Raw genomic sequence first — 12,978 nt, 5'->3', positions numbered from 1 at the left:
GGTTGCCGTTGGTGGTTGTCGGATTCTGCGTCCACGCATGGTAACGAGACCGGCTGGGGCTAAGTGCCGCGGAGTGCTCCACATGCCCGGGCCGAAACGGGGACGCCCCGGCGGGCCAGGGCACGTAACCTTTTCTGCTGTGCCGAACCCCAACGAAGAGAACCCGACCGCCCTGAGCCAGGCGCAACGCCGCGCGGTCAGTGAACTACTGCGCGTGTCCCCCGTCGCCGACGATCTCGCCCGCCGCTTCAAGGAGGCCGGGTTCAGCCTTGCCCTCGTCGGCGGCTCGGTGCGGGACGCGCTGCTCGGTCGGCTCGGCAACGACCTGGATTTCACCACGGACGCCCGTCCGCAGGACGTGCTGAAGATCGTGAGGCCGTGGGCGGAGTCCGTCTGGGACGTCGGGATCGCCTTCGGCACGGTGGGGGCGCAGAAGAGCGCCCGCGTCGGGGACGCCGACCAGCAGTTCCAGATCGAGATCACGACCTACCGCTCCGAGGCGTACGACCGGACCTCCCGCAAGCCAGAGGTCTCCTACGGCGACTCCATCGAGGAAGACCTCGTGCGTCGCGACTTCACGGTGAACGCGATGGCGGTCGCGCTGCCGGAGAAGGAGTTCATCGACCCCCACGGCGGTCTTCAGGACCTCTCCGCGCGTGTCCTGCGGACACCCGGCACACCGGAGGAGTCCTTCTCGGACGACCCGCTGCGGATGATGCGCGCCGCACGGTTCGCCGCGCAGCTCGACTTCGAAGTGGCGACCGAGGTCATCACCGCGATGACCGAGATGGCGGAGCGCATCGACATCGTCTCCGCCGAGCGGGTGCGGGACGAGCTCAACAAGCTCATCCTCTCGGCGCACCCGCGCAAGGGCCTGGGCCTGCTGGTCATGACCGGTCTCGCCGACCGGGTGCTGCCCGAGCTGCCCGCGCTGCGGCTGGAGAGTGACGAACACCACCGGCACAAGGACGTCTACGACCACTCGCTGATCGTGCTGGAGCAGGCCATCGACCTCGAAGAGGACGGGCCCGACCTGGTTCTGCGGCTGGCTGCGCTGCTGCACGACATCGGCAAGCCGCGGACGCGGCGCTTCGAGCCCGACGGGCGGGTCTCGTTCCACCACCACGAGGTGGTCGGCGCCAAGATGGTCAAGAAGCGCATGACCGCGTTGAAGTACTCCAACGACATGGTCAAGGACGTCGCACGTCTGGTGGAGCTTCACCTGCGCTTCCATGGCTACGGGACCGGCGAGTGGACCGACTCGGCCGTACGCCGGTACGTGCGCGACGCGGGGCCGCTGCTGAGCCGGCTGCACAAGCTGACCCGGTCCGACTGCACGACACGGAACAAGCGCAAGGCGGCTGCTCTCTCCCGGGCGTACGACGGGCTCGAAGAGCGCATCGCCAAGCTCCAGGAGCAGGAGGAGCTGGACGCGATCCGGCCCGACCTGGATGGCAACCAGATCCAGGACGTCCTGGGGATCGGTCCGGGGCCGGCCGTGGGACAGGCGTACAAGTTCCTGCTGGAGCTGCGCCTGGAGAACGGCCCGATGGAGCACGACGCCGCCGTAGCGGCACTCAAGGAGTGGTGGGCGGATCAGGACGAGACCGCTCGCACGTGACCGCACGCCATGTTTCACGTGAAACATGGCGACCGCGACCAACAGCCGAGGGCGATGTTTCACGTGAAACATCGCCCTCGTTCCGGAGGAGGCGGGGACCTCAGCGCGCGGCGCCCGCGCGTTTCCACCGCAGCAGCAGGGCGGCCAGGCTCGCGTACAGAGCGGCGACCATGGTCACCAGTGCGGCGGACCGGCCGTCGGCAGGCAGCATCAGGGCGGCCATGCCCGCGGCGCCGACGAAGGCGACGTTGAAGAGCACGTCATAGAGGGAGAAGACCCGCCCCCGATAGGCGTCGTCCACCGTCTTCTGGACCACCGTGTCGGTGGCGATCTTCGTCCCCTGTGTAGTGAGCCCGAGCACGAAGGCGGCGATCAGCATCGGTACCAGCGCGAAGGGCAGTGCCAGCGCAGGCTCCAGCACCGCGGCCGACCCGGCGCACACCGCCATCCAGCCGTACTGACCCACCCGGCCGATCGCCCACGGCGTACACACCGCCGCGGCGAAGAACCCGGCGCCCGAGATCCCGACGGCCAGCCCCAGCAGGACGAGCCCTTCCTTCTCGGTCGCGGCCCAGGCGTAGCGGCACAGCATGAGCACCATCACCGTCAGCGCGCCGTAGCAGAAGCGCATGACGGTCATCGCGGCCAGCGCCCGTGCCGCGTCCCGGCGCTCCGCCAGATGCCGCAGCCCGCTCGCCAGGCCGCGCACGGTCGAGGCGACTGCTGCCCCGAGCCGCGGCTGCACCACCTCGGGGTCGGGGCCGAGCAGCTCACGCCCCATGCGCAGGGAAGCGAGCGCTGCGGACAGGTAGAGCAGCGCGCCGAGCACGACCACCGCGGCGTCGGAGTCGGCGATGAGCAGCCGTACGGCGAAGGCGAGGCCACCACCCGCGGTCGCGGCCAGGGTCCCCGCGGTGGGCGACAGGGAGTTGGCCACCACCAGCCGCTCCGCGTCGACGACCCGGGGCAGCGCGGCGGAGAGCCCGGCCAGGACGAAGCGGTTGACGGCCGTGACCGAGAGCGCGGAGGCGTAGAAGAGCCAGTCCGGCACGGAGGCGAGGACCAGAAACGCGGTTCCGACGGCGAGCACCGCCCGCAGGAGGTTCCCGTACAGCAGGACCTGGCGCCGCCGCCAGCGGTCGAGCAGGACGCCGGCGAACGGGCCGACGAGGGAGTAGGGCAGCAGCAGCACCGCCATGGCGGAGGCGATCGCCGCGGGTGAGGTCTGCTTCTCGGGCGAGAAGACGACGTACGTGGCGAGGGCGACCTGGTAGACACCATCGGCGCACTGGGAGAGCAGTCGTACGGCGAGCAGGCGGCGGAAGTCCGCGAGGCGGAGGAGCACGCGTAGATCACGTACGACGGGCATGGCCCAAGGGTCACATACGGCGAAGGCCCCCGGGCAGATGCCACGGGGACCTTCGACAGAGCGGGTGCCGCTCAGCGCTCGGCGTCGCCTCAGCGCTCGACCTCGCCACGGATGAACTTCTCGACGTTCTCACGGGCCACGTCGTCGAAGTACTGGACCGGCGGGGACTTCATGAAGTACGAGGACGCCGAGAGGATCGGGCCGCCGATGCCGCGGTCCTTGGCGATCTTCGCGGCGCGCAGGGCGTCAATGATGACACCCGCGGAGTTCGGGGAGTCCCACACCTCGAGCTTGTACTCCAGGTTCAGCGGGACGTCACCGAACGCGCGGCCCTCGAGGCGGACGTACGCCCACTTGCGGTCGTCGAGCCAGGCCACGTAGTCGGACGGGCCGATGTGGACGTTGTTCTCGCCGAGGTCCCGGTCGGGGATCTGGGAGGTGACGGCCTGCGTCTTGGAGATCTTCTTGGACTCCAGGCGCTCGCGCTCGAGCATGTTCTTGAAGTCCATGTTGCCGCCGACGTTCAGCTGCATCGTGCGGTCCAGGATGACACCCCGGTCCTCGAAGAGCTTGGCCATGACGCGGTGCGTGATGGTGGCGCCGACCTGGGACTTGATGTCGTCACCGACGATCGGGACACCGGCCTCGGTGAACTTGTCGGCCCACTCCTTGGTGCCGGCGATGAAGACCGGGAGGGCGTTGACGAAGGCGACCTTGGCGTCGATGGCGCACTGGGCGTAGAACTTCGCCGCGTCCTCGGAGCCGACCGGCAGGTAGCAGACGAGGACGTCGACCTGCTTGTCCTTGAGGACCTGGACGACGTCGACCGGGGCCTCGGAGGACTCCTCGATGGTCTGGCGGTAGTACTTGCCCAGACCGTCCAGGGTGTGGCCGCGCTGGACGGTCACGCCCGTCGACGGCACGTCGCAGATCTTGATGGTGTTGTTCTCGCTGGCGCCGATGGCGTCCGCGAGGTCAAGACCCACCTTCTTCGCGTCCACGTCGAACGCGGCCACGAACTCGACGTCCCGGACGTGGTACTCGCCGAACTGGACGTGCATCAGACCCGGCACCTTGGCCGCCGGGTCGGCGTCCTTGTAGTACTCGACGCCCTGCACCAGCGAGGCGGCGCAGTTGCCCACGCCGACGATGGCTACGCGAACCGAACCCATTCCGGTTGCTCCCTGTGTGTTCTCGACGAGGCCCTGCAAGTCGCAGGGCCTCACTTAGCGGTGTCGTCGGACGGATCCGGCCGGGTACTGCCCCCGTGCCGGGGCAGGCCGCCCGTCTCTCCAGATGTGTTGTCCTGCTGAGCGGCGTCCCCCGGGGCTTCCGGGCCGGATCGTCTCTGATCCCGCCCCGCCCGCTCGCTCTCGATGAGCTCGTTCAGCCAGCGCACTTCGCGCTCCACGGACTCCATGCCGTGGCGCTGCAGCTCAAGCGTGTAGTCGTCCAGGCGCTCGCGCGTACGGGCCAGGGAGGCGCGCATCTTCTCCAGACGCTCCTCCAGGCGGCTGCGGCGCCCCTCCAGCACGCGCATCCGCACCTCGCGCTCGGTCTGCCCGAAGAAGGCGAAGCGTGCCGCGAAGTGCTCGTCCTCCCACGTGTCCGGACCGGTGTGGGAGAGGAGCTCCTCGAAGTGCTCCTTCCCCTCGGCTGTTAGCCGGTAGACGATCTTCGCGCGGCGCCCCGCGAGCGAAGCGGCGAGGGCGTCCTCGGGCGCGCTGCCCGGCTCCTCGATCAGCCAGCCGTTTGCGACCAGCGTCTTGAGGCAGGGGTAAAGCGTCCCGTAACTGAACGCCCGGAAGATCCCCAGCGAGGTGTTGAGCCGCTTGCGCAGCTCGTACCCGTGCATCGGCGCCTCGCGGAGCAGGCCCAGGACGGCGAACTCGAGGATGCCGGAGCGCCTGCTCATGCGTCGCCTCCTCCGTCACCGTCGCGCTTGCTCAAGCCGTTGCTTATGCCGTGCTGATGTATCGACTCGATACATCCAGACGATAGAACGGTGATCTCCTCGGGACAAGTGAGGCCATAGTGAGCGGCGTCACATCGCTGATTCACAGCACACGAGTTGCCTGATTTGGGGTGAACTTCGCCTCTAGGTGGGTTTTGGCCGTGCGTAGTCTGTGCGGCATGCACAGCACCGGGAACCAAGCGGCGTCAGGGGGCGTCCTCGTCCTGAGTGCACTCTGTGCATGGCGGATGAGCCCGAGCCAGGGCTGGTCCGTCGTCATTTCGGGGGGACCGGAACTCACTGCCGCTTCCAGGCGTACTCGCCTGCCCGAGGAGTAGTCGTTCGATGAGCGAGCACCGTCGCAAACCGCCGCAGCCACAGGGTGGCGGGCGTGCCGCGGCCAGGCGAGCCGCCCAGCAGCCCTCAGGCCGCCGGGCGGCTCAAGCACGGGGAGCCGGCCACGGGTCCCCCTCAGACGCGTACGGTACGGAGCCCCAGTACGGCGGCCGCGCCGAAGCCCGCCGCGCCGCCCAGCGCGGTGGCGGCGGGCGGGGCCGCGGCGGGGGCGGAGGTCGTGGCGCCGGTGGGCAGCCCGGTAAGAAGCGCCTGATCGACTACCCCCGCCACGACAAGTACGGGTGGCGCCGCTGGATGCCGTCCTGGAAGCTCATGGCAGGGCTGTTCCTCGGGTTCGCGGGCGCGCTGATGGGCGCGGCGACGATCGCGTACGCGTGGGTCGATCTGCCTGACGAGGACAAGATCGCCAAGGCGCAGAACAACGTCTACTACTGGTCCGACGGCACGCAGATGGCCGCGACCGGTGGTGAGATCAACCGGCAGATCATCGCGTACGACCAGATCCCCGAGGCCATGCGGAACGCGGTGATCTCGGCGGAGAACAAGACCTTCTGGACCGACTCGGGCATCGACCCGAGGGGTATCGGCCGCGCCGTGGTCAACATGGCGATGGGTGGGCAGACGCAGGGTGGCTCGACCATCACCCAGCAGTACGTCAAGAACGCCATGCTCAACGACCAGTCCCAGACCCTGAGCCGCAAGGCCAAGGAGCTGTTCATCTCGATGAAGGTCGGCAACGAGGTCGAAAAGCCCAAGATCATGGCGGGCTACCTGAACACCTCGTACTACGGCCGCGGGGCGTACGGCATCCAGGCCGCGGCCCGGACGTACTTCGACACGGACGCGAAGGAACTGAAGCCCGACCAGTGCGCGTTCCTCGCCGCGCTCCTGAAGGGCTCCACGTACTACGACCCTGCCGGCGCCCCCGAGATCGACCCGGCCGCCAACGCGAAGGACAACACCGAGCGCGCCACCAAGCGGTGGAGGTGGATCCTCGACGAGATGGTCAAGGACGGGCACCTCGACGCCTCGGAGCGTGCGAAGTACACCGAGCTTCCCCAGATCGAGCCGCCGAAGAAGAGCGCGACGCTGAGCGGCCAGACCGGTTACCTGGTCGACCTGGCGAAGGCCTACTTCATCAACAACAACGACCAGAACATCACGGCTCAGAAGCTGGCCGAGGGCGGCTACGAGATCCACACGACCTTCGACAAGAAGAAGGTCAAGCAGCTCGAAGACGCCGTGAAGAGCGTCTACGACAAGCACATCGACCCCGAGAAGCGCCCGAAGACGGACACGCACGTCCAGTTCGGCGGCGCTTCGGTCGACCCGAAGACGGGTGCGATCGTCGCCATCTACGGCGGTGCCGACGCCACCAAGCACTTCACCAACAACGCCGACCAGACCGGTGCCCAGGTCGGATCGACCTTCAAGCCGTTCGTCCTGGCGGCGGCGATGCGCGACGGCGTCCGCAACCCCGAACTCGGTGCCGAGCAGGGCCCGAGCGAGCGCCGGATCATCGACCCGGACACCGCGATCTACAACGGCGACAACAAGCTCAAGATTAGGGACTACGACGGCACCGTCTGGCAGAACGAAGAGGGCAAGGAGTGGCTGCAGGTCAACGACGGGGATGAGAGCTACGGCGACATCAACCTCCGCAAGGCCATGATCCACTCCGCCAACTCGCCCTTCGTGCAGCTCGGCATGGACGTCGGCATTCCGCAGGTGCGGCAGGCGGCCATCGACGCCGGTCTGCGCCCGGAGAGCCTCGCCAAGGGCAATGTGCCGTCCTTCTCGATCGGTATCTCCGACCCGAGTGCCATCCGCATGGCAGGTGCGTACGCGACCTTCGCGGCCAACGGCGAGCAGCGCGAGCCGTACTCCGTCGAGGAAGTGAAGAAGAGCGGCCGCACCGTCTACAAGCACGAGGACAAGGCCTCCAGGAAGTTCTCCTCCGCCGTCGCGAGCAACGTCACCGATGTGCTGCGGGACGTCGTGGAGCACCCGGATGGCACCGGTAACAACGCCGCCATCCCGGGCCGTCATGTCGCCGGCAAGACGGGTACGACCGACGGCAACCGGTCGGCCTGGTTCGTGGGGTACACCCCGCAGCTGTCCACCGCCATCGACATGTACCGGATGGACGACAACGCGTCGAACAAGAACCGCGAGTTCGAGAAGATGTTCGGCACAGGTGGTCAAGACAAGATCCACGGCTCGTCGTTCCCGTCCGAGATCTGGCAGAAGTACATGTCCGCGGCGCTCAAGGGCGAGAAGGTCCTGAGGTTCCCGCAGCCCGAGGACCTGGGCGCCGAGCCCGTGTGGGGCGGCGGGGCCGAGAGCCCGAAGCCCACGCCGTCCCCGACGCCGTCGGCGAGCCCGTCGGAGACGCCGTCCCCGTCCCCGTCGGAGACCACGCCGTCCCCGAGCCCCACGCCTTCCGACTCCTGCGGCCCGCTCGACTGGGACTGCAAGGGGCAGAACGGCGGCCAGACCGGCGGCGGCGATACGGACACCGGCGGCGGCGATACGGACACCGGCGGAACGACCGACGCCGGTACCACCGGAGGCCTGACACCCACACCGACACCGCCGACAGGCGGCGGCACCAACGGCAACGGTGGCAACGGCAACGGCGGTGAAGGCAACGGAGGAGGCTGGTTCGGCGGGGTGGACGGCTAGCGCCGGACCAACCCGCGGACGAGCCGGACGAGGGCCGCCGCACCTGCCGCGTACACGACGTACGCGGGCGGGTGCGGCGGCCCTCGCCGTTGCCCGGGGTTGTCCACAGGCCGCACGGATCCACAGAGGTGTACGGCAGGATGTCCCCCATGCCGAGCCCACAGGAGACGCACGTGCACCCGGACCTGCCCGTCGTGCCCCCGACGCGGCGGGACGAGGTCGCGGCCGCCGGCAGCGAGCTGATCGGCGGACCGTTCGGCCGCTGGGCGCGGTCCGGTGGCGGTCCGCTCACACCCGTGCGGGTCGTCGCACTCGTCGCGATCGGGATGTTCGCGCTGGGGATGGTCCAGAAGCTGCCCTGCTACAACTGGGCCTGGTTCCGGGGCACCAGCTCGCAGTACACCCACGCCTGCTACTCCGACATCCCGCACCTGTTCCTGGCGCGTGGGTTCGCCGACGGCCTGATCCCCTACTTCGACCGGCTCGGCGGCGACATGGAGTACCTCGAGTACCCCATCCTGACCGGACTGTTCATGCAGGTCGCCGCGTGGATCACCGGTCCCTTCGGAGGAGACGTCCAGTCACGCGAGCAGGCGTACTGGATGGTCAACGCCGGCATGCTGATGGTCTGCGCCGCCGTGCTCGCCGTCTGCGTCGCGCGCACGCACCGCCGTCGCCCCTGGGACGCGCTGCTCGTCGCCCTGGCGCCGGCGCTCGCGCTGACCGCCACCATCAACTGGGACCTGCTCGCCGTCGCCCTCACCGCCGCCGCCATGCTGATGTGGTCCAGGGGGCGGGCGTTCGCGTGCGGGCTGCTCCTCGGACTCGCCACGGCCGCCAAGTTCTACCCGTTCCTCCTGCTCGGGCCGCTGTTCCTGCTGTGCTGGCGGGCCTGGAGGTGGCGGCAGTTCGGGGCCGCCCTGCTGGGCACGGCCGCCTCCTGGCTGGCGGTCAACCTGCCGGTGATGGTGATGGCCCCCGAGGGCTGGAAGAAGTTCTACTCCTTCAGCCAGGAGCGCCGCATCGACTTCGGCTCCTTCTGGCTGATCATCACGCAGCGCACGGGCGTGGACATCGACGTCGAGGCCGTCAACACGTACGCGATCCTGCTGATGGTGCTGGCCTGCGCCGGAATCGCCGCGCTGGCCCTCGCCGCGCCGCGCCGCCCGCGTTTCGCGCAGCTGGCGTTCCTCGTGGTCGCGGCGTTCATCCTCACCAACAAGGTCTACTCGCCGCAGTACGTGCTGTGGCTGATCCCGCTCGCCGCCCTCGCCCGCCCGCGCTGGCGGGACTTCCTGATCTGGCAGGGCTGCGAGGTCATGTACTTCCTCGGGATCTGGATGTACCTGGCGTACACGTCGAGCGGCAACAAGCAGGGGCTGCCGACCGAGGGCTACCAGTTCGCGATCGTCCTGCATCTCGTCGGGACGCTGTTCCTGTGCGCCATGGTCGTACGCGACATCCTGCTGCCGGAGCGGGACCCGGTACGCCGCGACGGAAGCGACGATCCGTCCGGCGGCGTCCTGGACGGCGCGGAGGACGTCTTCGCGCTGGGGCGCGGTGCGCATCCCCCGCAGCACGCGGCACACGCGGTCGAGGGACCGCGTGTGGAGTGGGGCGTGGGACGGGACGTCCGGCGGGACGCCGTACGCGACTGAGGCCCCGCGCCGAGGGCCGGGCGGGGCCGTGCGCGGGGCCTGGTGGCCCCAGGGCCTGTCTTCCGGGTCAGGCCCTAGCGGTCGACCAGGCGGTCGAACTGCGTCGTGGTGTGCCGCAGGTGGGCCACCAGCTCGTCGCCGACCTTCGGCTCCTGCGCGTCGGACGGGACGAACAGGATCGACACCTGCATGTGCGGCGGCTCCGCGAACCAGCGCTGCTTGCCCGCCCAGACGAACGGCGAGAGGTTGCGGTTGACCGTCGCCAGACCGGCGCGGGCCACGCCCTTGGCGCGCGGCATCACGCCGTGCATCGCCTTGGGGGCCTCCAGGCCCACTCCGTGCGACGTACCGCCCGCGACGACGACGAGCCAGCCGTCCGACGCCGCCTTCTGCTGGCGGTAGCCGAAGCGGTCGCCCTTCGACACGCGCGTCACGTCCAGGACGGCGCCCCGGTACTGCGTCGCCTCGTGGTCGCCGAGCCACAGCCGCGTACCGATCCGCGCGCGGAACCGGGTCTGCGGGAACTGCTGCTGGAGCCGCGCCTGCTCCTCGGCCTTCAGGTGGCTGACGAACATGGTGTGCAGCGGCAGCCGGGCCGCCCGCAGCCGGTCCATCCAGCCGATGACCTCCTCGACGGCGTCGGTGCCGTCCGTACGGTCCAGCGGGAGGTGGAGCGCGAAGCCCTCCAGGCGTACGTCCTCGATGGCGCTCTGCAGCAGGCCCAGCTCGTGCTCGCCGATGCCGTGCCGCTTCATCGAGCTCATGCACTCGATGACGACCCGGGCGCCGACCAGCGCGTGCACGCCGTCCACCGACGACACCGACCGGATCACCCGGTCCGGCAACGGCACCGGCTCCTCACCGCGCCGGAACGGCGTCAGGACCAGCAGGTCCCCGCCGAACCAGTCCTTGATGCGCGCCGCCTCGTACGTCGTGCCCACGGCGAGCATGTCGGCGCCGAAGCGGGACGCCTCGTCCGACAGCCGCTCGTGGCCGAAGCCGTAGCCGTTGCCCTTGCAGACCGGGACCAGACCTGGGAACTGGTCGATCACGGTCTTCTGGTGCGCCCGCCAGCGAGCGGTGTCGACGTAGAGGGAGAGCGCCATGGCCGGCCCGGAACCTTTCTGTGGCTGCGGTGTATCGACGGTGTGTACGAGGCTTACGAGACTACGCGGGCCTCAGCGACGCGACATGTAGATGTCGAGCGCCTTGTGCAGCAGCTTGTTCAGCGGGAAGTCCCATTCACCGATGTACTCGACGGCCTCGCCGCCGGTGCCCACCTTGAACTGGATCAGGCCGAAGAGGTGGTCGGTCTCGTCGAGCGAGTCGGAGATGCCGCGCAGGTCGTAGACGGTCGCGCCCATCGCGTAGGCGTCGCGCAGCATGCGCCACTGCATCGCGTTCGACGGCCGGAACTCACGGCCGATGTTGTCGGAGGCGCCGTAGGAGTACCAGACGTGCCCGCCGACGACGAGCATGGTCGCGGCCGACAGGTTCACGCCGTTGTGGCGGGCGAAGTACAGCCGCATGCGGTTGGGGTCCTCGTTGTTGAGGACGGTCCACATGCGCTGGAAGTAGGAGAGGGGCCGCGGGCGGAAGCGGTCACGGACGGCGGTGATCTCGTACAGCCGCTGCCACTCCTCCAGGTCGTGGTAACCGCCCTGGACGACCTCGACGCCGGCCTTCTCGGCCTTCTTGATGTTGCGCCGCCACAGCTGGTTGAAGCCCTTGAGGACGTCGTCGAGCGAACGGTTCGCCAGCGGGACCTGGAAGACGTAGCGGGGCTGTACGTCACCGAAGCCGGCGCCGCCGTCCTCGCCCTGCTGCCAGCCCATCTTGCGGAGCCGGTCCGACACCTCGAAGGCGCGCGGCTCGATGTGGGTGGCCTCGACGTCGCGCAGGCGCTTGACGTCCGGGTCCTGGATGCCGGACTTGATCGCGCCCGCGTCCCAGCGGCGGATGACGACCGGCGGGCCCATCTTCACCGAGAAGGCGCCCTGGTTCTTCAGGTGCGCCAGCATCGGCTGCAGCCAGTCGTCCAGGTTCGGCGCGTACCAGTTGATCACCGGACCCTCGGGGAGGTACGCGAGGTACCGCTTGATCTTCGGGAGCTGGCGGTACAGCACCAGGCCGGCGCCGACGAGCTGGCCGCTCGCGTCGAACCAGCCCAGGTTCTCCGAGCGCCACTCCGTCTTCACGTCCGCCCACGCAGGGACCTGGCAGTGACTCGCCGACGGCAGGCTCTGGATGTACGCCAGATGCTGCTCACGGCTGATGGTCCTCAGGGTCAGGCTCATTGCGGGGCGCTCCTCGGCAGGTGTGTCCCCATGGGATCAGGGGCTCCGGCTCTCGCGCCGAAGCCTACTGGCACCGGGGAGCGCCCCGTATTGGTGGAGGTGGAGTGTGCGCTGTACGGCTGGATCAGCGTGTGTGCGCGGGCGGTTCGGCGCTAGCCGAGGACACCGCCGAACAGGCCTCCGCGCGCCATCCCGAGGAAGAAGCCGACCGCCGACGCTCCCAGACCGATGATCAGCAGCGTCCGTTCACGGGTCGTCTCGGAGATGTACTGGCCGTAGGCGCCGGTGAGGATGCCCACCAGCCCCGCCCAGGAGCTCACCAGGTGGAGGCTGTGGAACTGCGCGGTGATGAAGGCGAGAGCGCCCAGGACCAGGGTCACGACCATCAGCGTGTCCTGGACCGGATGGGGCTTGCCGTCCGTGGCGAAGAGGGACGAGGAGGGATGACGGTGAAATGCCTGAGCCATGAGGTACCTCCTGGCTGTGCCGAAGGCGGCGCATCGTAGCGCCGCACGCACCCGATGTGTACAGATTGCGTCCCCTCACCACGGGATTTCAACCGGAAGCCGCCTTGCGGGTACTCTGTACGGTCTGCGCCGGTGTCTGCCCATGCCCTGATCACGAGCTCTCACTCACTGAGGGCGATTGTCAGTGGCGGCCGATACCGTTGCTTACGCATCACGACCCTCCTGCCACGGAACGACCGTGGCCGCTGAGTCCAAAGGAGGTGGGTTCCACATGCGTCACTACGAGGTGATGGTCATCCTCGACCCCGATCTGGAGGAGCGCGCTGTCGCCCCCCTGATCGAGAACTTCCTCTCCGTCGTCCGTGAGGGCAACGGAAAGGTGGAGAAGGTCGACACCTGGGGCCGTCGTCGTCTCGCTTACGAGATCAAGAAGAAGCCCGAGGGCATCTACTCGGTCATCGACCTGCAGGCCGAGCCTGCGGTCGTCAAGGAGCTCGACCGCCAGATGAACCTGAACGAGTCGGTCCTCCGGACCAAGGTCCTCCGTCCCGAGACCCACTGAGCTTCCGC

The 12,978-nt window shown here is 68.7% G+C and carries 11 protein-coding genes; 4 read left to right on the top strand and 7 right to left on the bottom strand.

Going from position 1 to position 12,978, the window contains the following annotated elements; all coding sequences use genetic code 11:
• Window positions 1-139 precede the first annotated feature (139 nt).
• A complete protein-coding gene (locus tag AB0A69_RS21605; RefSeq protein ID WP_361424175.1) occupies window positions 140-1,621 on the top strand; it encodes a CCA tRNA nucleotidyltransferase in 1,482 nt (493 codons plus the stop codon).
• Between the two features lie 100 nt (window positions 1,622-1,721).
• On the opposite strand, the gene AB0A69_RS21600 is transcribed toward AB0A69_RS21605, so the two are convergent.
• From AB0A69_RS21600 to AB0A69_RS21585, 4 genes are all read right to left on the bottom strand, one after another.
• On the bottom strand, window positions 1,722-2,990 hold the full coding sequence (locus AB0A69_RS21600) for an MFS transporter (protein WP_361424172.1): 1,269 nt from the start codon (window positions 2,988-2,990) through the stop codon (window positions 1,722-1,724).
• A gap of 89 nt (window positions 2,991-3,079) precedes the next feature.
• Window positions 3,080-4,162, bottom strand: a complete 1,083-nt coding sequence (locus AB0A69_RS21595; RefSeq protein WP_361424169.1) for an inositol-3-phosphate synthase — start codon at window positions 4,160-4,162, stop codon at window positions 3,080-3,082.
• A 50-nt stretch (window positions 4,163-4,212) separates the two neighbouring features.
• A complete protein-coding gene (locus AB0A69_RS21590) occupies window positions 4,213-4,905 on the bottom strand; it encodes a helix-turn-helix transcriptional regulator (RefSeq protein WP_361424166.1) in 693 nt (230 codons plus the stop codon).
• Window positions 4,906-5,415: 510 nt separating this feature from the next.
• On the bottom strand, window positions 5,416-5,571 hold the full coding sequence (locus AB0A69_RS21585) for a hypothetical protein (RefSeq protein ID WP_361424163.1): 156 nt from the start codon (window positions 5,569-5,571) through the stop codon (window positions 5,416-5,418).
• A 42-nt stretch (window positions 5,572-5,613) separates the two neighbouring features.
• On the opposite strand from AB0A69_RS21585, the gene AB0A69_RS21580 reads away from it, so the two are divergent.
• Both AB0A69_RS21580 and AB0A69_RS21575 read left to right on the top strand, forming a co-directional pair.
• A complete protein-coding gene (locus AB0A69_RS21580) occupies window positions 5,614-7,986 on the top strand; it encodes a transglycosylase domain-containing protein (protein WP_361424160.1) in 2,373 nt (790 codons plus the stop codon).
• 149 nt (window positions 7,987-8,135) lie between these two features.
• Window positions 8,136-9,644: a glycosyltransferase 87 family protein gene (locus AB0A69_RS21575; RefSeq protein WP_361424157.1), complete on the top strand. Its 1,509-nt coding sequence runs from the start codon at window positions 8,136-8,138 to the stop codon at window positions 9,642-9,644.
• A 74-nt stretch (window positions 9,645-9,718) separates the two neighbouring features.
• On the opposite strand, the gene AB0A69_RS21570 is transcribed toward AB0A69_RS21575, so the two are convergent.
• The 3 genes from AB0A69_RS21570 to AB0A69_RS21560 all read right to left on the bottom strand — a co-directional run bounded on the left by AB0A69_RS21570 (window position 9,719) and on the right by AB0A69_RS21560 (window position 12,408).
• The gene (locus AB0A69_RS21570) at window positions 9,719-10,750 is read right to left on the bottom strand and encodes an alanine racemase (protein ID WP_361424154.1); all 1,032 of its coding nucleotides are present in this window, start codon (window positions 10,748-10,750) and stop codon (window positions 9,719-9,721) included.
• 72 nt (window positions 10,751-10,822) lie between these two features.
• Window positions 10,823-11,941, bottom strand: coding sequence for a peptidoglycan bridge formation glycyltransferase FemA/FemB family protein (locus tag AB0A69_RS21565; protein ID WP_361424151.1), 1,119 nt, complete (start codon window positions 11,939-11,941; stop codon window positions 10,823-10,825).
• Between the two features lie 152 nt (window positions 11,942-12,093).
• On the bottom strand, window positions 12,094-12,408 hold the full coding sequence (locus AB0A69_RS21560; protein WP_361424148.1) for a hypothetical protein: 315 nt from the start codon (window positions 12,406-12,408) through the stop codon (window positions 12,094-12,096).
• A gap of 271 nt (window positions 12,409-12,679) precedes the next feature.
• Between AB0A69_RS21560 and rpsF the strand changes: the two genes are divergently transcribed.
• Window positions 12,680-12,970 (top strand): 30S ribosomal protein S6, encoded by a 291-nt coding sequence (gene rpsF, locus AB0A69_RS21555; RefSeq protein ID WP_003956532.1) that lies wholly within the window; start codon window positions 12,680-12,682, stop codon window positions 12,968-12,970.
• The last annotated feature ends 8 nt before the right edge of the window (window positions 12,971-12,978 follow it).

Origin of the sequence: Streptomyces sp. NPDC045431, from assembly GCF_040646655.1 — a bacterium.
GTDB lineage: Bacteria > Actinomycetota > Actinomycetes > Streptomycetales > Streptomycetaceae > Streptomyces.
Note: the sequence above shows the minus strand (reverse complement) of the source record. Positions and strands in the feature narration are given on the sequence as shown.